The sequence below is a fragment of the Geothrix edaphica genome (assembly GCF_030268045.1).
GTDB classification, from domain to species: domain Bacteria; phylum Acidobacteriota; class Holophagae; order Holophagales; family Holophagaceae; genus Geothrix; species Geothrix edaphica.
In genome coordinates this window covers 179,056-200,475 of the sequence record NZ_BSDC01000003.1, presented here as the reverse complement: position 1 = coordinate 200,475, position 21,420 = coordinate 179,056, and the positions used below count along the sequence as shown (strand labels likewise).

The window sequence follows — 21,420 nt, the reverse complement described above, 5'->3', positions numbered from 1 at the left end:
TGGGCATGGATCTGGGCGGCTCCTTCATGAAACACCGTGGGATCCGCCGCTGGATGGGGGATCTGGTGATCCTGCCCTTCCTGGGGGTCGCGGCCTACTTCCTGTTCCAGGCCTCGGCCCTGTTGCGGCCCGGCGAGGCTGCGGTCCTGATGATGGTGGCCGCGGGGCTGGTGCAGCTGGGCCGGCGGTGGTTCGCCTGGCAGCGGGACCTGGCCCCGGAGCGGTTCCTGTCCGACTGGGCCGGTCGGATCCTCCAGGGGGATCGCACCCCGCTTGCGTCCCCGGCGGGCCTGAGGGAGGAGGGCCGCCAGGTGGCGGCGGCCCTGAACAGCCTGCTCGGAGAGAGCCGGCAGATCGGCGGGCACCTGGCTTCCCTCCACCAGGCGGTGGTCCGGGAATGGGCCGAGCTGGATGGCGTCCTGGGGCAGGTCCAGCAGCAGGCGATCGAGGACCGCTCCGCGCGGACCACGGCTGGGGAACGGCTGGCAACCTACGGCCAGGATCTCCGGGAGGCGATGGAGGGCTCCCTGAAATTCGGCCAGATCGAGCTGGAGCAGCGGCTCAGGGCCGATCAGCATCGCCTCCAGGGCCAGGCCTTCGGTGCCGCCCTGGAGCAGGCCCAGGCCCGGCTGCGCCAGGTCGAGGCGCTGATGCGGGAGTTCCAGGACACCTTCCCGCGGCTGCGGAAGGAGGAGGAGGCACTGGGCCGCCTGGCGGATGCCGGGGTCCGCCAGGGCGCGCGCCTGGACCTGGCGGTCAAGGGCCTGGCGGCCCATACGCCGAGACTCCTGGAAGAGACGAAGGCCCGCGCGGAGCAGCTCCGGCGCTTCCGGACCTCGGCCGACGGGGTGAGGGACCGGGCCGAGGCCCTGGCCCGGCGCATCGAGGCCTTCCGGGTCGAATCGCAGCGCCGCATCGCCTCCTTCGGAGGGGCGCAGGGGGCCATCCACACCATCGACCAGGCGGCCCAGCAGACCGGGCTGCTGGCGGTGAACGCGGCGATCCTGGCGCAGCAGGTCGGCGGCGGGGTGGGCATGCAGGCCATCGGGGGGCGCCTCCGGGGCCTGGCCGACCAGACCTCCGAGGGGGCGGCGGAACTGGGCCGCGCCCTGGATGAGCACCAGCTGGGCATGGAGCGGGAGAGCTCGGGGCTGTGGGAACTCCAGGAGGTGACCCAGAACCTGAAGGCGGGCATCCAGGAACTCCTCCACGTGGCGGGCCACCTGGATCGGCAGGGGCAGGACATGGAGCGGTTGCTGGAAGCCCATGCCGGCCTCGTGGGCCAGGTGCGGGAAGCCTCGGAGCGGGCCGGGCAGTCCCTCTATCAAGTGGGTGAGTGCTCGTCGGCCCTCCAGTCGGCCCTGGGCAGCCAGTGGGGCCTGGAGGCCCGGGCTGCGGTGGAGGTGGAGCAGCTGTTCCGGATCGGAAGGCACACGGCTGAAGTGGGCCGTGGGCTCTCCCAGATCAGCCGGAAGAGCGTCGAGGAGATCTGGAAGATCCTCCAGGGCCACCAGCTGCTGCGCCAGAGCGAAGCCTACCGCCAGCTCACCTCCGGGGACCTGGCCCGCCTGCTCAGTCCGGACCAGGCCGCCGATCCCATGTGGAACCGCGCCGCCTGGGCCCGGGCGCAGCGGCACGCGCGCCTGCTGGAAGGCGGGGGTCGGCAGCTGCCGGTCGGCCGCCCCCATCCGGCCGGAGGGGTCTGGATGCTTCTGCTGGGCCTGGATCCCCTCGGCCGCCCCGAACCCTCCGCCGTGGAGCACTGGTCCTGCGACCGGGATGGGCGGGTGTGGCAGCTGGAGCTGATCGAGAAGCTGAGGACCGAGGGCCATCGGCTCTCCCTCCAGGAGGTTCTCCGGGAGAGCCTCCTGCGGGCCTGCCTGCCAGGCACCGATGTGCGGGTCTCGGCCGAAGGCGTCGAGCTCCGGCTGCCCTTCCCCTATCCCGGGCTTCCCGTCTTCCTGGCTGGGCTCGGGCTCGAGATGCCCGTGGATGCCGCGGACTGGGACGGCCCCTTCCGGGAAGCGGAGGCCAGGGCAGCTCAGGTGCAACGCCTCCTCTGGTGCGGACCGGACATGGATCCGGCCCACAGGCTCGACCTCACGCGCCTGGTCCACACCTGGGTCCGCAACGATCCGCAGCATGAGAGCTTCCTGCCGTGGCTTCCCTACGAGGGGTACCGTCCGCCCTGTCCCTGGCTGGCCGATGGCGGGGCGGGTGACGGCCTCGACGGCCGACCGGCCGTGCGTTCCGTGGGCCTCGGGGCCGATCCCGCGGACCTCCAGCCGCTCCGTGATCGCCTCCTCGGGGCCGGGGCGGTGGAGGGGGACGGCGGCGCCATCCTCTGTGCCGTCGGCTTGGGCCATGCCCACCCCGAGGCCCTGCTCCTGCGGCTCTTCCAGGCCGGTGCCGGCCTGGCGGATGCTCACCATCCCGACTTGGCGCCGCTCCGTGCGCGCCTCCAGCACGACGTGCTGGAGGCGCGCGCTGGAGATCCCTACCGCGCGGCCTGGAACCTGCTGGAGGAGCTCCAGCGGAAAGGCTGGGCCCTGCCGCTGCCGTCGGCGTGATGGATGGAGGGAAGCGGGGTTGTTGAAAGGCCCGGCAGGACGTCGCGCCATCCTCGCGCGGCAGCGTCGAGCCCGCTGAGGTGTCCTTAATCCAGGTAGGTGCCTTGACAGCCGTTGCGCGCCGCCGATACCTGATTCAAGCGATCTTTGGACCTCCTCCAGACGGTGCGTGATCCAGGGCCCGGGATTGCCGCCAACCGATGTCCGCCACCCATGGCGGCTGTGGGATCTGCGGGAGGCCACAGGCGCCACCCACAGGAGATCCCATGTCCAACTTCGCGCTCCGGCGCGGCCGGGGGCCTGCGTTCCCGGACCTCCCACCCACCCTCCAGCCGCACGCCGTCCTGGCTTCGGCGCCACCTTCCGACACCCTCCGCGCGGCCTCGCTGTCCGGATTGGCCTACCTCCTCCTCGTCGGCGGGGCGATGGCCATCGCTTCCTTCGCGCCCAAGGCGGTCCTGCCGCCCGTACTCCAGCCCACGCCTCCCTGGCGGCCGGTGGAGCTCGACGGGCCGCCACGGCCGCGTCCCATTGAGCGCACGGCACCCGCCGTCGCCGGTTCAGGCGGCGGGAGCCTGGTCGCCACAGCCGCGACCACGCCCAGCCGCGCGGATCCTCAGGAACCCGCCGCCGGCCTGCCCACCACGGATCGTCGTTTCGAGGTTCCCGGGTCTGGACCGGTGCTTCCGGGTCCGGTGGTTCCAGCCTCCGGGTTTGCCTCGGGCCCCGCCACCGGCCCGGTGATCCACGACTTCTCCGCGACCGCACCGGCCATCCTCAGCCGCGTGGATCCTCTCTATCCGGAGCCGGCGCGGCGGGCCCGGATCCAGGGCACGGTGGTGCTGATGATGACCGTGGACGACCGGGGCGTGCCCATGCAGGTGCGCGCCCTTGATGGCCACCCGGCCCTCCAGGAGGCCGCCATGCAGGCCGCCCGGCAGTGGCGCTTCGAGCCGGCGCACCTGGATGGGCGGCCCGTGGCCGCAAGCTTCCGGCTCATCCTGAACTTCCGGTTGAAGTGAGGACGGCATGGCTACGAAGATCCGCAGCGACATCAACATCACGCCCCTGGTGGACATCGTGCTCGTCCTCCTGATCGTCTTCATCGTCCTGGTGCCGGTGCTGCCCCGGGCCCTCGACGCCTCTCTCCCCGGGGGCGTCGGGGCAGGGGTTCCGGGACCGCTCCTCCGCCTCACCCTCGCGGCGGACGGCTCCCTCGACCTGGACGGCGTGACGATCACCCTGGCTGAGCTGCCCGCGCGGATCCACGCGACGACCGGGAAGGTGGTCCTCCGGGTCCACCCCTCGCTCCCGCTCCACCGGGCCACGGGCGTCCTCGACGCCGTCAAGGCGGGCCGGCCGGACGTGCTGCCCGCCCTGATCGCCACGCCGGAAAGCTCCTAGATCGTGCTAGCCTCGACCCTTGTGGATCAGGGCGTCGCTGCTCGCAAGGGCAGAGGAAAGTCCGGGCTCCACAGGGTGCTGGGCCTGGTAACACCAGGGCGGGGCGACCCGACGGAAAGTGCAACAGAGAGCAGACCGCCGATGGATCCTCGGATCACAGGCAAGGGTGAAACGGTGGGGTAAGAGCCCACCGCCGGACTGGCAACAGGACGGGCACGGTAAACCCCCCAGGGAGCAAGACCAAATAGGCCGGCGCACCGCGCAAGCGGCGAGGGTTGACCCGACCGAGCCGGCGGGTAGGTCGCTTGAGTTGGATGGCGACATCCATCCCAGAGGAATGACGTCCCACGACAGAACCCGGCTTACCGATCCACCACGGCCCCCGCGAGGGGGCCGTGTTTACGTCCTCCAGGGCTCCGTCGAAGATTCAGCTATGCTGGTGGCTTCTCTGGATAGGCCTCTGACCCGCTTCTGTCATTCCGTAGGTTCCGCGCCTGGACTTGGCGTCGGGGCCCTGCGCCTGGGCTGAGACAAGGGCGTGCCGCGAGCCCATCGCCGCTGCGCCTCCGGGCGGGCGAACCATCCCTTTTCGGAGCTTCCCATGTTCCATGACTTGACCTGCCTGGCCCGCCGCCTCGAGCGCGCCCAGGCCCTCCAGAACGAGCGCTTCAACCAGGCCGCCGGCGGTCGCAGCCTCCCCGTGGGCGGCGGCTTCGCGCACTTCCGCGGCGAGGCCCATCCCCTCAACCAGGCCCTGGGCCTGATCGACCCGATCACCGGACCGGAGCTGGAGGCCGTCGAGGCCTTCCTTGGTTCGCCCATCATCCTGGAGCTGAGCCCCGCCGCGGACCCGTCGCTCTGGCCGCTGCTGGCGCGCCGGGGGTATCGCCTCCACCAGTTCCAGCAGCTGTGGGTGCGGGCCCTGGCCGGCGGGGAGGCGCCACCCTCCGCCGCCGTCCGCCGGGCCGAACCCGCGGAGGCCCTGCTCTACAACCGGGTCGTCTGCGCGGGTTTTCTGGGGCGTGACGACTGGCGCAAGCTGGAGCCGCCGTTCGAGGTGCCGCTGGATACCTCGGATGCCTGGGGCTTCCTCGCCTTCGTGGACGGGGAACCTGCCGGCGGCGGCATGCTGGGGATCGTGGAGGGCGTGGCGCTGCTGTCAGGCGATGGCGTGCTCCCCCGCTACCGGGGCCGGGGCCTGCAGAAGGCGCTCATCCACGCACGCCTGGCCTTTGCGTGGGAACGGGGCTGCGCCCTCGCCTGCGCGTCCACTGCTCCGGGCACCGCCAGCCAGAAGTCCTATGAAGGCTGCGGCTTCCACGTGGCCTATCCGAAGGTGGAGATGGCGCGGGACTGACGCGATAGTGGGGGGATGCGCCGCCCCGCTCCCCCCACCGCCGCGCTCCTCGTGACGGCCCTGGCCTTCCACGTGGACATGCTCCTCTACTACCTGCTGGTGCCGCTGCTGCCGCGGTACGCGCGGGACCTGCACCTGAACCAGATGGAGGTGGGGATCCTCTTCGGCAGCTATGCCGTGGCCCTGCTGCTGGCCACGTTCCCGGTGGCCGTCCTGACGGACCGGTTCGGCCGCCGGGCGCCCATGCTCTGGGGCTTGGCGGGACTGGGGATCACCACCCTGGTCTTCGCCATGTCGAGACAGTACTGGCTGCTGGTGCTGGCCCGCTTCCTCCAGGGCGTGGCGGGGGCGGCCACTTGGCTTCCAGGCATGGCCCTGCTGGCGGACACCTTTCCCAGCGAATCCCGGGGCAAGGCCATGGGCACCGCCTTCGCCGCCGCGAACCTCGGCGTGCTGATCGGACCGCCGCTCTCCGGCTTCCTCGATCAGCACGCGGGCCCCACCGCGCCCTTCGTGCTGGGAGCGGGCCTGGTGGCCCTGGATGCGGCGGGCCGTGCCTTCCTCCTGCCGGAGACCGGGTCCGGCCAGGGCCTGAAGCTGCCTTTCCGACAGCTGCTGTCCAACGCGACCATCCGGGCCTTCGCCGGTGCCATGGCCCTGGGTTCCTGCCTGTGGGCCCTGCTGGAATCCACCCTGCCGCTGGATCTGGACCGGCGCCTGGGCCAGTCGGCGACCCAGATCGGCCTCTGCTTCGCGGCGGCGGCGCTGGCCCACACCTTCACCTCGCCATTGATGGGGGCCCTCTCGGATCGCATCGGCCGGGTGCGGGTGCTGCGCATGGGGCTCGTGCTGGCGGTCTTCCTGCTCCCGCTCCCGGTCCTGCTCCCCAGGCCCTGGATGGTGGTGGTGGCCATGATGGGCCTGGGAGCCACGGCCAGCTTCATCATGAGCCCCTGCAGCCCGGCGGTCGCCGACCAGGTGGAGCGCCAGGGCAGCCAGAGCTTCGCCTCGGCCTTCTCCATCCTGAACCTGGCCTACTCCGTGGGCCTGATGGTGGGTCCCCTGGTGGGCGGCGCCCTGGTGCAGGGCCTGGGCCTGCCGGTGGCCATGGGGCTTTCGGGGTTGGGCTTCGGTGTCTACCTGCTGGCTACCCGGGGCATCCGTTCCTGATCGCCCGGTAGATCCACCGTTCGGCTTCCGCGGTCCAGGGGCGTCCGTCCAGCCCGCCGTAGGCCGCCACGGCGCCGAATCCCGCCTCCGCGAGGGCGGCCCGGGTTTCCGCGTTCGTGGGGATCCAGATGTCGTGGCGGAAGGTCTCGCCCTGGCAGTGGCGTTCGGTGCGGATGCGCCGGCCGTCTCGACTCCAGGTGGCGCGCTCTTCGTAGCCCTCCTCGGAGAACACCAGCCATTGGCCTGCGACGCCCGTCATGGCCTCCTTGAGGAAGTTCCGGCCCGCCAGATCCAGGAGGAGGACCCCGCCGGGCCGCAGCACGCGGGCGAATTCCCGCAACTGCCGGAGGTTGTCGGCGTCCTGGGTGAAGTAGCCCCAACTCGTGTAAGCGCAGAAGACGCCATCAGCGCAGGCCGTGCGGAAGGGCAGGTCGCGGAAATCCAGGCGGGCCATGGGTGCAGGGTGTTCTACGGCATGTCGTCGCAGGTTCAGGCGGCTCAGGTCGCCCCCGATGATCTCCAGGCCCCGGGCCTTCAGGTGAGGATGGAGGCGCCCCCAGCCGCAGGGCAGGTCGAGCACCCGGCTGCCCGGCGGCAGGCCCAGCAGGGCCGCGAGCGCCGGTCCTTCCGAAGCGGCGTCCGCGGCCTTGTCGGCGTAGATCTGGAAATAGGCGGGGTGGTCAAAATCCCAGGCGAACCAGTCCATGCCGGATCAGGCCTGGTCCGTCTCCGAGTCGGCCTTCACCAGCTTCACGATCGGCGTGGACTGGGGCGTGTTGACGATGCCCTTCCAGACGTACCGGGTGCCGCGCTTCTGGCCGCTCTTGGAGATCAGCTTGGCCTCCTCCAGCTCGGTGAAGAGTCGGCGGAGCGTGGCCGGGGCCCAGTCGCAGTCCTTGAGGTCCAGGGCGACCTGGGCTTCGAAGCTGCTGAGGGAGCCCTTGTCCTGGAGGGCGAACATCAGGTCTTTCTTCAGGTCCTCCAGCTCCGGCTTGGAGCGGCGGGCCTTGGTCTTGAAGGCGGGAACCACCGCCGCGGGGATGGGGGCGGCGGCCTTGGGCGCAGGCGGCGCCGGCGGCTGGGCCGCCACGGGGGCCTGGGCCTGCACGAGCATCCCGTCGAGGTAGATGTCGCCGCGCTCGGGGCGGAACAGGACCACCACGGAGCCGGGGTTGAGGCCTTCCTGCTGGAGGGCCGTGATGACCCGCTCCCCGATGCGGGACTTTTGCTCCGCTGAGAAATTGGACGATTGAATAATGACAATGGCCATGACGACTCCACTATGTATACGGTGAATTCATAATACGCTTTTGTTTTTCATCTGTAAAATACGATCTGCCGAGTGGACCGGATAGACTTCCCACCGAGGACGCCATGCGCAAACCGAAGATCGAACGTCCAGAAGAACAGCAGCGCTTCGAAACCTTTCTGCGATCGCGTCAGCTGAAACTGACGGGGGAGCGCCTTGAGCTGGTGGAGGAGGTCTTCGGGCAGGTCCACCACTTCGACGCGGACCAGCTGCACATGGCCCTGAAGCAGAAGGGCAAGGCCATCAGCCGGGCCACGGTGTACCGCACCCTCGACCTGCTGGTGCAGTGCGGCCTGGTGCGGAAGAGCAGCTTCGGCGACCAGCACGCGCACTACGAGGCCGTGCGGAGCAACGAGCACCACGACCACCTGATCTGCCTCAACTGCGACGCCATCATCGAGTTCTTCCGCCCGGATCTGGAAGCCCTCCAGGAAGCCATCTGCCACGAATACGGCTTCCGGCCCATGCACCACAGCCACCAGATCTTCGGGCTGTGCAAGGAGTGTCAGACTCGGGAGACGGATGCGCCCACGCTGGCGCACCGCATGAGTCAGCTGAATGTGTAGCTGTCAGCCATCAGCTATCAGCTCAAGATGGCCGAGGCCTGCTTTGGCCGACAGCCGATAGCTGATAGCTGAGAGCCGCGCGAAGCGCTAGGCTAGGCCATGCCGAAACTCTCGCTTCAGGACCTCCAGCGCCTTCCGAAGACGGATCTGCACGTCCACCTGGATGGCAGCCTCCGCATCCCCACCATCCTCGATCTGGCCGAACAGCAGAAGGTGAAGCTGCCGGCGGACACCCCGGAGGGCCTGCGACCCTTCGTGGAAGTGGGCGAGGACTGCAAGTCCCTCGTGGAGTACCTCCGGGCCTTCGACGTCACGCTGTCCGTGATGCAGACCTACGAGAGCCTGGTGCGGACCTCCTTCGAGCTGGCGGAGGACGCGGCGAAAGAGAACGTCCGCTACATGGAAGTGCGCTACAGCCCCATCCTGCATCAGCAGAAGGGCCTCACGCTGCACGCCATCGTGCAGGCGGTGCTCGAAGGGCTGGCCCAGGCCGAGCGGAAGTACAACATCAAGACCGGCGTCATCCTCTGCGGCATGCGCCACATCTCGCCGGACATCTCGCTGCGGCTGGCCGATCTCACCGTGGCCTTCAAGAACAAGGGCGTGGTGGGCTTCGACCTGGCGGGGGCCGAGGAGAACTTCCCCGCCAAGCGCCACAAGGATGCCTTCGGCCGCGTGCTCCAGAACAACATCAACTGCACGCTGCACGCCGGCGAGGCCTACGGCCCCGAGAGCATCCACCAGGCCATCCACCTCTGCGGGGCGCACCGCATCGGCCACGGTGTGCGGCTCATCGAGGACGGCGACCTGCTGAACTACGTGAACGACCACCGCATCCCGCTGGAGTGCTGCCCGTCGAGCAACGTGCAGACCAAGGCCGTGAAGAAGATGGCCGACCACCCCATCCGCCTGTTCTACGACCTGGGCCTGCGGGTCACGGTGAACACGGACAACCGCATGGTCACGAACACCACGGTGAGCCAGGAGTTCCAGGTCATCCACGATGAGCTGAACTTCAACCTCGAAGAGATCAAGGAGCTCATCATCATGGGCTTCAAGAGCGCCTTCCTGCCCTACGCCCTGAAGCGGGCCCTCCTGGCGGAGGTCGTCCACGAATTGAAGGCCTTCAAGCCGGGCAGTCTGGAGAGCAAACGGGAGCAGCTCTAGCTGCTGCCATTGCTGCTGGCTGTTGAAAGAAAACCACACACGCAGAGATCGCGGAGGAAGCTGAGTTACGCAGAGGCATGGTGGAACGGCCTGCACAGGTCTTTTCTCCGCGCTCCTCTGCCTTCTCCGCGTCCCTCCGCGTGTGTTTTTGGTATCCTGACTGTTGAGGTCAAGATTCATGTTGGATCGCTTCGCTGATTTTCTGGATGGCCACGCCAAGCTCCTTCTCACCACCCACGAGAACCCGGATGGGGATGGCGTGGGCGCGGCCGTGGCCTTGGCCGCCCACCTGAAGGGGCTGGGGAAGGAGGCGCGCATCGTCGTGACGCCCGCCCTGCCTGAGAACCTGCGCTTCCTGGACCCCGATGGCTGGATTGAGGCCTACGAGCCCGGGGGAGTCCACCGGGACCTGGCCGCCTGGCCGGACGCCTGGCTGCTCATCGACGCCTCGGAACCCCATCGCATGGGCCTCCTCTACGCGGCCTTCGAGACGACGACGGCCGAGCGGGCCTGCCTCGACCACCACATGAAGGACGAGCCGAAGGGCTTCGACGACGAGTTCACGGATTCCACCGCCAGCGCCAGCGCCGAACTGGTCTACGACCTCGTCCGGCCCCGGGTCGGCGGGGACCTGCCGCCGGTGATGGCCCAGGCCCTCTATGCAGGCATGGTGAGCGACACCGGCAACTTCAGGCATTCCAACAGCACGCCCAAGATCCACCACGCCGCGGCCGACCTCATCGCCCAGGGCGTCCACCCCTCGCGCACTTTCAATGCCCTCTACCAGACCGCCACGCCGGCCAAGCTCAAGCTCTTCGGCCGGGCCATGGGTGGGCTCCAGATGCGGGACGGCGGCCGTTTCGCCTATGTGGCCGTGACCCTAGCCGACCTCGCCGCCTGCGGCGCCACCCATGAGGACCTGGACGAGCTGGTGGAGGAGCCCCGCAAGCTGAAGGGCGTGGAAGTCGCCGCCCTCTTCTCCGAGGCTGCGGACGGCCGGGCCAAGGTGAGCCTCCGGTCCCGGGAGCGGGTGGACGTGAACGCGGTCTGCCGCCTGTTCGGCGGCGGCGGCCACCGTCTGGCCTCGGGGGCGAAGGCCGCCATGCCCCTGGCGGCTTTCATCGCCCAGGTGGAGGCGGCCGTGGCCGCCCAGCTGGAACGCGATATGGTCTAGGTCAAGGGCGGGACCGGCCGGGTTGCCCAGAAAAGGCTCTGGTCCCAGACTTCATTTTCCCCTCGGGCGGCATCCAAAGGACGGACCCGCACCTTTCCCCGGAACCCCATGTCCCCCAAAGAACCCAGCAGCGCCCCGAAACTCGAACTGTTCTGCAAGCTCCAGGCGGAGAAGGTCCCCTTCATCGCCAAGGCCAACGTGCCGTCCATCTTCGGGAAGTTCATGGTCTACGGCTTCCTGGAGCATGCCACGGGCAAGGAGCACCTGGCCATCGTGGCCGGCGAGATCGACGCCCGGCGCCGCATCCCGGTGCGCATCCACTCCGAGTGCTGGACGGGCGACGTGCTGGGCAGCCTCCGGTGCGACTGCCGCCAGCAGCTGGAGGAAGGGCTGCGCCACATCGCCGAGCACGGGGGCATGGTCCTCTATCTGCGCCAGGAGGGCCGCGGCATCGGCCTCCTGAACAAGCTCAAGGCCTACGCCCTCCAGGAGCAGGGGCTCGACACCGTCGAGGCCAACCACTCGCTGGGCTTCCCCGACGACCTGCGCACCTACGACTGCGCCGTGGAGATGCTCAAGTTCTTCGGCATCACCAAGGTCAAGCTGCTCACCAACAACCCCCGCAAGATCGGGGCCCTCGAGAACGCCGGCATCGAGGTCGAGCGGGAGCGCCACCAGCTGGCCTCCAACCCCCACAACCTGCGCTACCTCAAAACCAAGGCCCGCAAGAGCGGCCACATGCTGGATTTCGAGGAAGAGGCGTTGTAGAAGCTGTCAGCTGTCGGCTGTCAGCTCTCAGCTCAAGAGGGGCGCGGCATTTTTTTGCTGACAGCTGACAGCCGACAGCTGATAGCTATAGAGCCATGCCCGTCCCCGTGCCTCCCGTCTCCGCCCAGACCATCACCGACATCTCCCACGTCATCCAGCTGTCGGTGGCGCCTGTCTTCCTCCTTACGTCCATCGGGACGATCCTCGGGGTGCTGTCCACACGGCTGGCGCGCATCGTGGACCGGGCCCGGGCGCTGAAGGACCTCCTGGAGATGGCGCCCGAGCGCCGGCATCAGGCCATCCATGACGAGATGCAGACGCTGGCCCGGCGGCGGCGCTTCATCAACTTCGCCATCACCGCCGGCACCACCGCGGCGCTGCTGGTCTGCGTCAGCATCGCCACCGTGTTCCTGGGGGCCGTGCTGAAGGCCAGCGTGGCCGTGCCCGTGGCCCTGCTCTTCATCCTGGCCATGGCGGCCTTCGTGGCGGCGCTGGTGTTCTTCCTGCGGGAGATCCTCCTGGCGGTGCGGAGCCTCCACCTGGCCTGATCCGGGACTCGAATGGGGGCCAGGAGTGCCACAATTCCCAGCAGGAGGTTGCCCATGAATCCGGAACTGGATGGCAAAGTGGCGCTCGTGACGGCGGCCAGCAAGGGGCTGGGCCGGGCCTCGGCCGAGGCCCTGGCACGGGCCGGCTGCGACCTGGCCATCTGCAGCCGGGACCAGGCGGCCGTGGAGAAGGCGGCGGAGGAGATCCGCCGGGCCACCGGCCGCGCCGTGCTGCCCGTGGCCGCGGACCTGGCCCGCGCCGAGGATGTCCAGCGGGTGGTCGAGGCCGCCAAGACGGCCTATGGCCGCGTGGATGTGCTGGTTTCCAATACGGGCGGGCCGCAGCCCGGGCCCTTCATGGCCTTCGATGACGCCGCCTGGCAGGGGGCCTTCGACGCCCTGCTGATGCCCGCGGTGCGCCTGGCGCGGGCCGTGGTGCCCGGCATGGCGGAGCGGAACTGGGGTCGGATCCTCTTCATCACCTCCAGCGCGGTCAAGCAGCCCATCCCCGCGCTGGTCCTGTCCAACTCGCTGCGGGCCGCCGTGACGGCCATGGCCAAGACCCTCGCCGGGCAGGTGGCGAAGGACGGCATCACCGTGAACTGCGTGGCGCCGGGGCGCATCTACACGGACCGGGTGCGGTTCCTGGACGGCGAAGCCGCCAAGGCCAGCGGCCGCTCCATGGAGGACATCCAGGCGGAGCAGGGCGCCCGCATCCCGGTCGGCCGCTATGGCGAGCCGCGGGAGTTCGGCGAGGCCGTGGCCTTCCTCGCCGGCCCCGGCGCCTCCTACATCACCGGCACCACCCTGGCGGTGGATGGCGGGGCGATCTCCTCCCTCCTGTAGCGGAGACCTACAGACTCTTGATCGCCGCGATCTCCTGGGGGTGCAGGAACCGCCAGGCCCCGGGCTTCAGCATGGGGTCCGACAGGGGGCCGAACTGCACACGGCGCAGCTTGCTGACCGGGTGCCCCACGGCCGCGAACATGCGTCGGATCTGCTGGTTCTTGCCCTCCGTGAGCGTCACCTTCAGCCAGGGGTTGTCGCCCTTCTCGGCGACCTCGATGTGGCAGGGCTTGAGGCGCCGTCCGCTGAGGAGGAAGCCCTCCTGCAGCTCCTTCATCAGCTCGGGCCGGAGGTTGCGGTGCACCTTCACCAGGTAGACCTTCGGGATCTCGTGCTCGGGGCCCATGAGCACCTGGGCCAGGGCGCCGTCGTTGGTCATGAGCAGCAGGCCCTCGGAGTTGAAGTCGAGGCGGCCCACCGGGTAGAGGCGGCCGGGCACGCCCTTGAGCAGGGCCATGACGGTGGGCCGGCCCTGGTCATCCTTCACCGTGGTGACGTAGCCCTTGGGCTTGTTCATGAGGATGTAGACCGGCGCCTCCCGGTGGATGGGGATCAGGTCCACGGTGATTTCGTCCCGGCGCGGATCCGCGCGGGTGCCCAGCTCGCTGACGGTCTTCCCGTTCACCTGCACGCGGCCGTCCAGGATGATCTGCTCGCAGGCCCGGCGGCTGTCGATGCCCGCGGCGGCGAGGATCTTCTGGAGGCGCTCCTGGCCGGCCTGGGGAGGCCGGGGCGGGGCGCCACCGGGGCGGGGCGCGGCTGGCTTGCGCGGGGCCAGCTTGGCCGCGGGCCGGGTCTTGTCGATGGCCGGCCGCCGGGTGGGGGCGCCGAACGTGGACCGGGCGCCGGCACCCGAGGACGGGCGGGAGGCCGTGGCTGGCCGGGCCGGGCCTGCGGCCGGACGGGCTGAAGCCGAGGGCCGGGGCGCTCCGGTCGCCGGGCGGCCGGTGGCGGGCTTGCGGGTGGCGGGCGCGGTGCGCGGCCCCTTCGGGGCGGGCTTTCTCATGGCGTCTCCTTCGGCGTCTCCCGACGCGGAAGCACCAGTCTATCAGGCTTCCTCGCCGAACCAGGGATGGGCCCGGTAGTCCGCCAGCAGCTCCTCGGCCACCACCTTCAGGACCACGGCCAGGGGCACGGCGAAGACGAGCCCCAGCACCCCGAACCAGAAGCCGAACGCCGTGAGGGCCAGCAGCACCTCCAGGGGATGCAGGCGGCTGGCGCGGCCCACCCAGACCGGCGTGAAATAGAAGGCCTCGGCCTTCTGCACGGCGAGGAACACCACGGCGATGGTCACGAGGTGCGCGGTGCGTCCGCCGTCCAGGTAGGCCAGCACCAGGGCCGGCGGCAGGGCGGTCAGGTAGGGGGAATAGGGCACGGCATTCGACACACCGGCCACCAGACCCACCAGCCATGCGTAGGGCACCCCGAGGATCGTCAGGGCGAGACCCTGGAGCAGCGCCATGGCGGCGGCCACGGCGGCCTGGCCGCGGATGTAGCCGCCCAGACGCTGGTGGATGGCCCCGGCCATGCGGTCCAGGCGCTCCCGGTGGCGCGGGGGCGCCAGGCCCCGGAGGGTGGCGACGAGCCGGGGGCCCTCCAGCAGCAGGTAGTAGAGGATCAGGGGCACGAGGATGAGGGCGAGCAGGTCCAGGAAGCAGCCCAGCAGCCCGCCGCCGGTGGCGCGCAGGCCGCGCAGCAGCAGGCCCGGGTCCAGGCCCTCCAGGCCGCGGTCCAGGCGGACCTGCCAGGCCGGGTGGGCCTGGAACCAGGGCAAGAGCTTCGCCTCGAGGGCCTGCCTCCAGCGGGGCAGGGAGGCCGCCAGACGCTCGCCCTGATCCACCAGCCAGGGCACCAGGACCATCAGGAGGCCCACGGCCGAGGCCACGAAGGCGCTCAGCACCGCCACCACGCTCCAGGGTCGGCCCAGGCGCCGTTCCAGGCCGTCCACGAGGGGACCCAGCAGGTAGGCCAGGACCATGGCCAGGAAGAAGGGGGCCAGGGCCCGCCGCAGCAGCCAGAGGGCCAGCAGGGCCGTCGCCGCGGCCAGGGCGAAGCGCAGGGGGATCCGGCCCCGGCCCTCCATCAGGCCACGGTCGCCCGGGTGGCCCGCACGAAGTAGTGGATGCCCGAGGCCAGCACCAGCGCGCCCACCACCCAGAACATCTCCGGCAGGAACGGGTCCATCCAGGACCGGTACCCGAGGGCGTTGAACATCAGGCACAGAGCGACGACGACCAGCTGCGCGGCGGTGCTCAGCTTGCCCAGGAAGCTCGGGTGGAACTTGTTGTCGCTGAGGCGGTCCACGGAAGCGAAGGCATAGAAGGAGATCAGCAGATCCCGCGAGATGGCCAGAATGGCCACCCAGACGGGGATGGGGGCGGTCATGCCCTGGGTGCGCCAGGCCAGGAGGATGAAGGCCGTGGTCATCAGCAACTTGTCCGCCGCAGGATCCAGGACGGCGCCCAAGTCCGAACCCTGGTTGAAGGCCCGGGCGATGAGTCCGTCCAGCAGGTCGGTGATCCCCGCCGCGGCGAACAGGATGAAGGCCTGCCAGTGGTGCCCGTACCAGACCGCGATGGCGAAAAAGGGAATCGCCAGGATCCGCAGCAGGGTCAGCGCGTTGGGCAGGGTCAGGGGGCTGGTGGCGTTCATTTGGTCCAGTTTAGACGGAGATCACATCCTTTGACTTGGACCTTGTAGCACCCTGGGGTTGGGCTAGACTGGATCACGGAGTTGAGATTATGACTCAAAATCTATCAATCCCCCTGAGCGACCTCCAGCCGGGGGACCAGGGAGAGGTGGTCCAGGTCCAGGCCCAGGGTCCCATCCGGCAGCGCCTGCTGGAGATGGGCTTCATCCGCGGGGTGCGTCTGCGGGTCGAGAAGTTGGCGCCCCTGGGCGATCCCATGGAACTCGTGATCAAGGGCTACCACCTGTCGCTGCGGCGGGACGAGAGCGCCTGCATCCTCGTCCACCGGGTGGCCTGATGTCCCTCACCATCGCCCTGGCAGGCAATCCCAACTGCGGTAAGACCACGCTGTTCAACGCCCTCACCGGGGCCCGCCACCATGTGGGCAACTGGCCCGGCGTCACGGTGGAGCGGCGCAGTGGGACCTTCGAGCAGGACGGCTCGGTCCTGGAGGTGGTGGACCTCCCCGGCACCTACTCGCTGGCGGCCCGCAGCGAGGATGAGCGTGTCGCTTCCCGGTTCCTGGCCTCGCCCGACGTGGACCTGGTCCTGAACGTCCTCGACGCCTCGAACCTGGAGCGCAACCTCTACCTCAGCACCCAGCTGCTGGAGCTGGGCAAGCCCGTCGCCTTCGTCCTCAACATGGTGGATGACGCCGGGAACCGCGGCGTCCACATCGACGTGGCGGCGCTGGAGACCCTGCTGGGCGGCCCGGTGATCCCCACCGTGGGCAACCGCGAGCAGGGCATTCCCGAGCTCAAGACCCTCCTGGCGGCCATGGCCCGCGGCGAATCCAACCGCTGCCGGCGCATCACCGTGGACTACGGCCACGACATCGAGGGCGAGCTGGCCAAGCTCGAAACGGAGATCTGCCGGGACGAGCGGCTCGAGGCCTCCATGCCCCCCCGCTGGCTGGCCCTCCAGCTGCTGGAGAACAACGCCGACGCCAAGCGCCGGGTGGCGGAGAGCCACGCCAGCGAGGCCATCGGGCAGCAGTTGGCGAAGAGCTTCGCCTTCCTGGAACCCCACCTGGGCGCCGATGGCGCGACCCTCATCGCCGAGCGCCGCTACGGCTTCGCCCACGGGCTGGTGAAGGAAGTGGCCACGGCCCCGGACGAGGGGCAGACGCCGACCTCCCGCCTGGACGCGGTTCTCACCCACCGGTGGCTCGGCATCCCCATCTTCCTGGGCATCCTGGCCCTGGTCTATTCGCTGTCCTTCGTCCTCGGGAAGATCCCCCAGGACTGGATCGCGGAGGGCTTCAAGGCCCTGTCGGGCTTTGCCGAGGCCCGCCTGCCGGCGGGCGAGCTGACCAGCCTGCTGGTGGATGGGGTGATCCCCGGCGTGAGCGCCGTGATCGTCTTCGTGCCCGTGATCATGATCCTCATGGGCTGCATCGCCTTCCTGGAGGACACGGGCTACATGGCCCGGGCGGCCTTCATCATGGACCGGCTCATGCATGTCATGGGCCTCCACGGGAAGAGCTTCATCCCCCTCATCATGGGCAGCGGCTGCAACGTGCCGGCCATCCAGGCCGCCCGCACCATCGAGAGCCGGCAGGACCGCCTCATCACGATCCTGGTGACGCCCCTCGTGAGCTGCTCGGCGCGCCTCCAGGTCTTCATCGTCATCGCCGGGACCTTCTTCACGCCGTTCAAGGCGGCCCTGGTCATCATCGGCATGCACTTCCTGGGCCTGGGCCTGGCGGTGCTCATGGGCCGCATGCTGCGCAGCGCCCTGTTCAGCGGGCCCAGCTCGCCCTTCGTGATGGAGCTGCCGCCCTATCGGCTGCCGGTCCTGAAGGCCACGGCCATCCACATGTGGGAGAAGGGCTCGGTCTTCCTCACCCGCGCCGGCACGACCATCTTTGCGGGCGCCACGCTGATCTGGTTCCTCTCGCGCTATCCCGGCATCGCCAACCGCGAATGGACGGCCCAGTACCAGGACCAGCGCCAGGCTGTGCAGGCCCTGAAGCTGCCCGCGGCGGAGACGGAGGACCGCCTGAAGGCCCTCCAGCTGGCCCACGAGAGCCGCATCGTGAACACGAGCCTGGCGGCCCGCCTCGGGCAGAAGGTCGAGCCCGTGCTCCGGCCCATCCTGGATCCGGACCACAAGCGCGCCGAGGCCTGGAAGGATGTCATCGCCCTCACCGCCGGTTTCGTGGCCAAGGAGATCGTCGTCTCCACCATGGCGGTCATCCATCAGGCCAGCGATGAACCCAAGGAGGGCGAGCGGCTCAGCCCGCTCCAGGTGGCCCTGCGGGACGGTTCGGGCCTGAGCCCCCTCACGGCCCTGGCCTTCATGGTCTTCACCCTCATCTACACGCCCTGCCTGGGCACCATCGCCATGATCCGCCGCGAGGCGGGCAGCTGGGGCTGGGCGGGCTTCACCATCCTCTACGGGCTGGTCCTGGGCTGGGGCCTGGCCTGGGTCACCGTGGCGGCCGGTCGCGCCCTCGGCTTCGCGTGAGGTGGCCATGAACCTCCAGGTCCTCCTCGTCGCCTCCGCCGTCAGCTGGTCGGCCTTCTACTTCCTGCGCTGCGCCTACCAGGACCTGAAGGCGGGGAGCGCCTGCTCCCACTGCAGCTCCGGGGGCTGCCCGGCGGCCAAGCGGCGCTGAAAGAGCCACCCCGGAGGCGCGAGCGGGGTTCAGAGCCCCCGCGCCCACTCGGGCCGCAGCGGGGTTCGGCCCCCGAGCGCGGCGTCGATGGCGGCCATCGCTCAAAGGCACAGGGTTGCCCGAGGATCGTAACGGCCACTCTGGTCAAGCTAGAACCAGGAAATGTAAAGTTTCATGGCTCTGAAGTGGGGAGAAACTAGTAAAAGATTGCATATGTGTCAATTATTACATTCATAACTCTATTGAAAACAGCCACTCACACACACAACACGCCGGTTCGGTAAACATATGCCCACTAGGTGCAGGCATTCCACGAGCACCCGAGGGTGGCCTGGAGGATGAAGGACTCCGCCTCGCTGGGTGGGCGGAAGAGGGGTTCGGCGTAGCGCATGAGGGCATTCTCCCCCATCGGGCCGGGCCAGCGCCAACACGGGGCCTGCTCTGCCTCCCGCTGAGTGGTCCCTGGCCCTATCCGGGCGCGACATCAAGTCGTGTCCTCCCCACCCCACCCGTCAGGGAGCCGTCCGGTTCACAGATTGGTGACAACCACTGAGGTTGTGGCCGACACCGCGCCGCTGGGGCATGCTCCGTGCGGCTGATGTCACCTGAAAAGGGGGCCGGAGAATATGTGGAAATCGGGCCTTGGAGGGGCATCCTAGTCTTCGGCGCCATCATCACAAGAGACCCTCCCGCGCCCCGGCCTGTCAACTTTCCTGGTCTCTCACCCGCAGAAACCCCGTGTCTCAAGCCCCTCCTTTCCAGTCGCCCCGGCCTCAGCCTGAACCTCAGAGGCCGCTGCAACCGGCGAGCGCCCGGCCCCGCGCCCAGAGACGGTGGATCGCCCTCGGCGCGGGGCTCGCTCTGGGAGCCTTCCTGTATCTTGGCGTCCTGACGCTGCTCCGCTCGGCACCGGTTCGGCGCGCTCTCCGCGAACGCACCGTCGCCGAGCTCGCCGCCCGGCTCCCAGGCGCTCGCCTGGAGGGAACGGTAACCGTCGATGCCGCGTTCCGACTCGTGATGGGACCGGTCGTGCTCGACCCACCCGGTGATCGGCCTCCCCTTCTCGTGGTCGACCGGATCGCCGTTCAACCGCGTCTGTGGCGCCTGGTCCGCGGTCACCTGGAGGCCGGGGCGGTCACCCTGCAAGGCGTGCACGTCCATGCGGGTCGGCAGGGGGAGCGTTTCGCGGACCTTGCGCGCACCCTCCGCCCAGACAAGCTGCACATGACCAGACCGGGGCCGGGACGCAACGTGCCTGCCCCGCCGGTGGTCGCCTTCTCCGGGCTGGAGGTGCGCTTCGAGGGCTCGTCGTCCCGGCAACCGCGCGTTGTCCCCCCCCTCGTATTCGGTCCGCTGGGCGGACGCATTCACCTCGATCGTCTGGGGGAGCGCACCCATGCCTCGATCGCGACCGTGGGGCCAGGGCGCGCGGAGGGTGCGATCGAGGCCACCTGGGGTGGTGGCCCTGGCGCACTGCAGATCCGGCTCCACGGGCTGGGCGCCGAGGCGCTCCCGGAAAGCCTGCGTGCGACTCTTCCCCTCGAGATCCGAGCCGGCACCGTCGATCTCTCATTCGAGGCGCCGCACCTTGAGACGCTCTCCCAGGGCGAGGGCCAGCTCACGTTCGTCACGCGCAACCTCGCGGTGTTCGCCGAGCGGCTCGCTCCCGAGCCGGTGGGCTCGCTCTCGCTGAAGGTCGCGGGCCTCGTGCGCTGGGATGCTGGGGCCCGGACCGTGGCCCTGGTGGAGGCAACGGCGGCCCTGGACGACGCGGGCCGGGCCGCGCTGAAGGTCGCGCTCTCCGTCGCGGCGCGCCCCGAGCCTCACTTCGAGCTCGCCCTTCGCGCGACCGCAGTGGACTGGACGGTCCTCACCGCAGCACTCCCCCCGACGCTCGCGCCCCCGCGCGGAGCCCCGGGGCTCACGGGCATCCTCGCCGGCGCACTCACAGTTGCCGGTCCGCTTGGCCAGCCGGCCGAATGGCGGCTCGAGGGAGAGGTGGACCCGAGCCACCTCAAGCCAGCACCGGCCAACAACGGACCTGATCTGGCGCGCCCCTTCGTCTACGAGGCACACCTCACGCGTGGCGGTACGCGGCGGGTGACTATCGGCCCGGAGAACCCGGCGTTTGTGCCGCTGGGCGAGCTTCCGAACCACCTCGTGCGCGCGGTGCTCGAAAGCGAGGATGCCGGCTTCTACGGGCACAAGGGCTTCGACCTGTCTGAGGTCCAGGAGGCCCTGTCCAATGGAGGCCGACTGCGCGGCGCTTCCACCCTCACCCAGCAGCTCGCGAAGAACCTCTTCCTGTCACGCGACCGCACGCTCTCGCGCAAGGTTCGCGAGGCGCTCGCGACCGTCGCGCTCGAGGTGGCGGTGGGGAAGCGCAGGATCCTCGAGGTCTATCTCAACCTGGCGGAGTGGGGCGACGGTGTGAACGGGATCGGCGAGGCCGCCCAGCACTGGTTCGGCAAGGACGCGCGCACCCTGAGCACCAAGGAGGCCGCCCTGCTCGCCACCGTGATCCCGAACCCAGTGCGGTATGAAATGTACCGCAGGCGAGGTGCACTCACGCCCGCCTGGGAAGCGCGGGTGGGCGACCTGCTCGCGAAGCTCCACGCCACCGGAGTGCTCGACGACGAAGGGCTGCGTGCCGCGGAGGCGGAGACACTCATATTCACCACAAGCCCGGGTTCTAATCGGGCCCAACCTGACCTGCGTTTTAAACCTGTGGTTCCGGTAAGGCTGGCTGATAAGGGTCGCCGAAACTAATTCAATAGGGCCGACATGTAGTCGGCCCTATTCGGTTGGTAGCGGGGCAGGATTTGGACCGTTGCCACCAGCGATTCGCGCTTGTATCCGCTGCGAAGACAGCCCCCCGGGCTGTCTTCGCAGGACGCTCATCGGGCGCCGGCCACTCGCAGGTCCAAATCCCTCCCATCCTCCCCATTCCCGCGCCGACCCATGCGGTCACGATTTGAACTGGTCCCGCTGCGCGGTCCCCGGTCTCGCTCCCGGCCCTCCCCCGGAGGGCCTCCGCGATCCCACTCGCAGGTCCAAATCCTGCCCGTCCGTTAGGGACGTACGCGAAAACCGGAGCACTTGGCTCCGGTCATCGTTTCGATGGTAGCGGGGGCAGGATTTGAACCTGCGACCTTTGGGTTATGAGCCCAACGAGCTACCGGACTGCTCCACCCCGCGGTAGAACTTGAGTGTAGCAGGGTTCTGGGGAGTA

Annotated in this window: 20 protein-coding genes, 1 tRNA gene and 1 other RNA gene; 16 read left to right on the top strand and 6 right to left on the bottom strand. The window is 69.3% G+C overall.

Going from position 1 to position 21,420, the window contains the following annotated elements; genetic code table 11:
* Positions 1-26 precede the first annotated feature (26 nt).
* From QSJ30_RS11700 to QSJ30_RS11675, 6 genes are all read left to right on the top strand, one after another.
* The gene (locus QSJ30_RS11700) at positions 27-2,570 is read left to right on the top strand and encodes a methyl-accepting chemotaxis protein (protein WP_285609436.1); all 2,544 of its coding nucleotides are present in this window, start codon (positions 27-29) and stop codon (positions 2,568-2,570) included.
* A 266-nt stretch (positions 2,571-2,836) separates the two neighbouring features.
* Positions 2,837-3,592, top strand: a complete 756-nt coding sequence (locus QSJ30_RS11695) for an energy transducer TonB (protein ID WP_285609434.1) — start codon at positions 2,837-2,839, stop codon at positions 3,590-3,592.
* A 7-nt stretch (positions 3,593-3,599) separates the two neighbouring features.
* Positions 3,600-3,974: an ExbD/TolR family protein gene (locus QSJ30_RS11690; protein ID WP_285609432.1), complete on the top strand. Its 375-nt coding sequence runs from the start codon at positions 3,600-3,602 to the stop codon at positions 3,972-3,974.
* 18 nt (positions 3,975-3,992) lie between these two features.
* Positions 3,993-4,355, top strand: an RNA gene (gene rnpB, locus QSJ30_RS11685) — RNase P RNA component class A.
* Positions 4,356-4,575: 220 nt separating this feature from the next.
* Entirely contained in the window at positions 4,576-5,331 is a 756-nt protein-coding gene (locus QSJ30_RS11680; protein WP_285609430.1) for a GNAT family N-acetyltransferase, read from the top strand.
* Between the two features lie 15 nt (positions 5,332-5,346).
* The gene (locus QSJ30_RS11675; protein ID WP_285609428.1) at positions 5,347-6,501 is read left to right on the top strand and encodes an MFS transporter; all 1,155 of its coding nucleotides are present in this window, start codon (positions 5,347-5,349) and stop codon (positions 6,499-6,501) included.
* Here QSJ30_RS11675 and QSJ30_RS11670 read toward each other — a convergent pair.
* Both QSJ30_RS11670 and QSJ30_RS11665 read right to left on the bottom strand, forming a co-directional pair.
* Complete coding sequence (locus QSJ30_RS11670) at positions 6,479-7,207, bottom strand: class I SAM-dependent methyltransferase (RefSeq protein ID WP_285609426.1); 729 nt, start codon at positions 7,205-7,207, stop codon at positions 6,479-6,481. The genes QSJ30_RS11675 and QSJ30_RS11670 overlap by 23 nt on opposite strands.
* Before the next feature lie 6 nt (positions 7,208-7,213).
* A complete protein-coding gene (locus tag QSJ30_RS11665; RefSeq protein WP_285609424.1) occupies positions 7,214-7,771 on the bottom strand; it encodes a hypothetical protein in 558 nt (185 codons plus the stop codon).
* 104 nt (positions 7,772-7,875) lie between these two features.
* Here QSJ30_RS11665 and QSJ30_RS11660 point away from each other — a divergent pair, with 104 nt between their 5' ends.
* From QSJ30_RS11660 to QSJ30_RS11635, 6 genes are all read left to right on the top strand, one after another.
* Entirely contained in the window at positions 7,876-8,376 is a 501-nt protein-coding gene (locus tag QSJ30_RS11660) for a Fur family transcriptional regulator (protein WP_285609422.1), read from the top strand.
* A 99-nt stretch (positions 8,377-8,475) separates the two neighbouring features.
* The gene (gene add / locus QSJ30_RS11655) at positions 8,476-9,543 is read left to right on the top strand and encodes an adenosine deaminase (protein ID WP_285609419.1); all 1,068 of its coding nucleotides are present in this window, start codon (positions 8,476-8,478) and stop codon (positions 9,541-9,543) included.
* Between the two features lie 178 nt (positions 9,544-9,721).
* Positions 9,722-10,717 carry a DHH family phosphoesterase gene (locus QSJ30_RS11650; RefSeq protein ID WP_285609418.1) on the top strand — a complete coding sequence of 332 codons (996 nt, stop codon included), beginning with the start codon at positions 9,722-9,724 and terminating at the stop codon, positions 10,715-10,717.
* Between the two features lie 108 nt (positions 10,718-10,825).
* Entirely contained in the window at positions 10,826-11,485 is a 660-nt protein-coding gene (ribA, locus tag QSJ30_RS11645) for a GTP cyclohydrolase II (protein ID WP_285609416.1), read from the top strand.
* A 95-nt stretch (positions 11,486-11,580) separates the two neighbouring features.
* Positions 11,581-12,033, top strand: a complete 453-nt coding sequence (locus tag QSJ30_RS11640; RefSeq protein ID WP_285609414.1) for a DUF2721 domain-containing protein — start codon at positions 11,581-11,583, stop codon at positions 12,031-12,033.
* A gap of 54 nt (positions 12,034-12,087) precedes the next feature.
* On the top strand, positions 12,088-12,879 hold the full coding sequence (locus QSJ30_RS11635) for an SDR family oxidoreductase (RefSeq protein ID WP_285609412.1): 792 nt from the start codon (positions 12,088-12,090) through the stop codon (positions 12,877-12,879).
* 7 nt (positions 12,880-12,886) lie between these two features.
* Here the strand turns inward: QSJ30_RS11635 and QSJ30_RS11630 are convergent, their stop codons facing one another.
* Genes QSJ30_RS11630 through QSJ30_RS11620 form a run of 3 tightly spaced genes read right to left on the bottom strand, consistent with a single transcriptional unit; the run spans position 12,887 to position 15,531 of the window.
* A complete protein-coding gene (locus QSJ30_RS11630; RefSeq protein WP_285609410.1) occupies positions 12,887-13,885 on the bottom strand; it encodes a pseudouridine synthase in 999 nt (332 codons plus the stop codon).
* Between the two features lie 42 nt (positions 13,886-13,927).
* Complete coding sequence (locus QSJ30_RS11625; RefSeq protein ID WP_285609408.1) at positions 13,928-14,962, bottom strand: AI-2E family transporter; 1,035 nt, start codon at positions 14,960-14,962, stop codon at positions 13,928-13,930.
* Complete coding sequence (locus tag QSJ30_RS11620) at positions 14,962-15,531, bottom strand: CDP-alcohol phosphatidyltransferase family protein (RefSeq protein ID WP_285609406.1); 570 nt, start codon at positions 15,529-15,531, stop codon at positions 14,962-14,964. Before QSJ30_RS11620 ends, QSJ30_RS11625 begins: the two co-directional genes overlap by 1 nt.
* Positions 15,532-15,620: 89 nt before the next feature.
* Between QSJ30_RS11620 and QSJ30_RS11615 the strand changes: the two genes are divergently transcribed.
* From QSJ30_RS11615 to QSJ30_RS11600, 4 genes are all read left to right on the top strand, one after another.
* Positions 15,621-15,866, top strand: a complete 246-nt coding sequence (locus tag QSJ30_RS11615; RefSeq protein WP_285609399.1) for a FeoA family protein — start codon at positions 15,621-15,623, stop codon at positions 15,864-15,866.
* A complete protein-coding gene (feoB, locus tag QSJ30_RS11610; RefSeq protein ID WP_285609398.1) occupies positions 15,866-18,037 on the top strand; it encodes a ferrous iron transport protein B in 2,172 nt (723 codons plus the stop codon). Before QSJ30_RS11615 ends, feoB begins: the two co-directional genes overlap by 1 nt.
* Before the next feature lie 7 nt (positions 18,038-18,044).
* Positions 18,045-18,188 carry a hypothetical protein gene (locus QSJ30_RS11605; protein ID WP_285609396.1) on the top strand — a complete coding sequence of 48 codons (144 nt, stop codon included), beginning with the start codon at positions 18,045-18,047 and terminating at the stop codon, positions 18,186-18,188.
* A gap of 1,017 nt (positions 18,189-19,205) precedes the next feature.
* Positions 19,206-20,957 (top strand): transglycosylase domain-containing protein, encoded by a 1,752-nt coding sequence (locus QSJ30_RS11600; protein WP_285609394.1) that lies wholly within the window; start codon positions 19,206-19,208, stop codon positions 20,955-20,957.
* Positions 20,958-21,309: 352 nt separating this feature from the next.
* On the opposite strand, the gene QSJ30_RS11595 is transcribed toward QSJ30_RS11600, so the two are convergent.
* Positions 21,310-21,386: transfer RNA gene (locus QSJ30_RS11595), tRNA-Met, on the bottom strand.
* Positions 21,387-21,420 lie beyond the last annotated feature (34 nt).

Coding starts and splice junctions, on each gene's coding strand:
- QSJ30_RS11700 (WP_285609436.1), top strand. CDS start 27: ATGAAACACCGTGGGATCCGCCGCTGGATGGGGGATCTGGTGATCCTG.
- QSJ30_RS11695 (WP_285609434.1), top strand. CDS start 2,837: ATGTCCAACTTCGCGCTCCGGCGCGGCCGGGGGCCTGCGTTCCCGGAC.
- QSJ30_RS11690 (WP_285609432.1), top strand. CDS start 3,600: ATGGCTACGAAGATCCGCAGCGACATCAACATCACGCCCCTGGTGGAC.
- QSJ30_RS11680 (WP_285609430.1), top strand. CDS start 4,576: ATGTTCCATGACTTGACCTGCCTGGCCCGCCGCCTCGAGCGCGCCCAG.
- QSJ30_RS11675 (WP_285609428.1), top strand. CDS start 5,347: ATGCGCCGCCCCGCTCCCCCCACCGCCGCGCTCCTCGTGACGGCCCTG.
- QSJ30_RS11670 (WP_285609426.1), bottom strand. CDS start 7,207: ATGGACTGGTTCGCCTGGGATTTTGACCACCCCGCCTATTTCCAGATC.
- QSJ30_RS11665 (WP_285609424.1), bottom strand. CDS start 7,771: ATGGCCATTGTCATTATTCAATCGTCCAATTTCTCAGCGGAGCAAAAG.
- QSJ30_RS11660 (WP_285609422.1), top strand. CDS start 7,876: ATGCGCAAACCGAAGATCGAACGTCCAGAAGAACAGCAGCGCTTCGAA.
- add (WP_285609419.1), top strand. CDS start 8,476: ATGCCGAAACTCTCGCTTCAGGACCTCCAGCGCCTTCCGAAGACGGAT.
- QSJ30_RS11650 (WP_285609418.1), top strand. CDS start 9,722: ATGTTGGATCGCTTCGCTGATTTTCTGGATGGCCACGCCAAGCTCCTT.
- ribA (WP_285609416.1), top strand. CDS start 10,826: ATGTCCCCCAAAGAACCCAGCAGCGCCCCGAAACTCGAACTGTTCTGC.
- QSJ30_RS11640 (WP_285609414.1), top strand. CDS start 11,581: ATGCCCGTCCCCGTGCCTCCCGTCTCCGCCCAGACCATCACCGACATC.
- QSJ30_RS11635 (WP_285609412.1), top strand. CDS start 12,088: ATGAATCCGGAACTGGATGGCAAAGTGGCGCTCGTGACGGCGGCCAGC.
- QSJ30_RS11630 (WP_285609410.1), bottom strand. CDS start 13,885: ATGAGAAAGCCCGCCCCGAAGGGGCCGCGCACCGCGCCCGCCACCCGC.
- QSJ30_RS11625 (WP_285609408.1), bottom strand. CDS start 14,962: ATGGAGGGCCGGGGCCGGATCCCCCTGCGCTTCGCCCTGGCCGCGGCG.
- QSJ30_RS11620 (WP_285609406.1), bottom strand. CDS start 15,531: ATGAACGCCACCAGCCCCCTGACCCTGCCCAACGCGCTGACCCTGCTG.
- QSJ30_RS11615 (WP_285609399.1), top strand. CDS start 15,621: ATGACTCAAAATCTATCAATCCCCCTGAGCGACCTCCAGCCGGGGGAC.
- feoB (WP_285609398.1), top strand. CDS start 15,866: ATGTCCCTCACCATCGCCCTGGCAGGCAATCCCAACTGCGGTAAGACC.
- QSJ30_RS11605 (WP_285609396.1), top strand. CDS start 18,045: ATGAACCTCCAGGTCCTCCTCGTCGCCTCCGCCGTCAGCTGGTCGGCC.
- QSJ30_RS11600 (WP_285609394.1), top strand. CDS start 19,206: ATGGGACCGGTCGTGCTCGACCCACCCGGTGATCGGCCTCCCCTTCTC.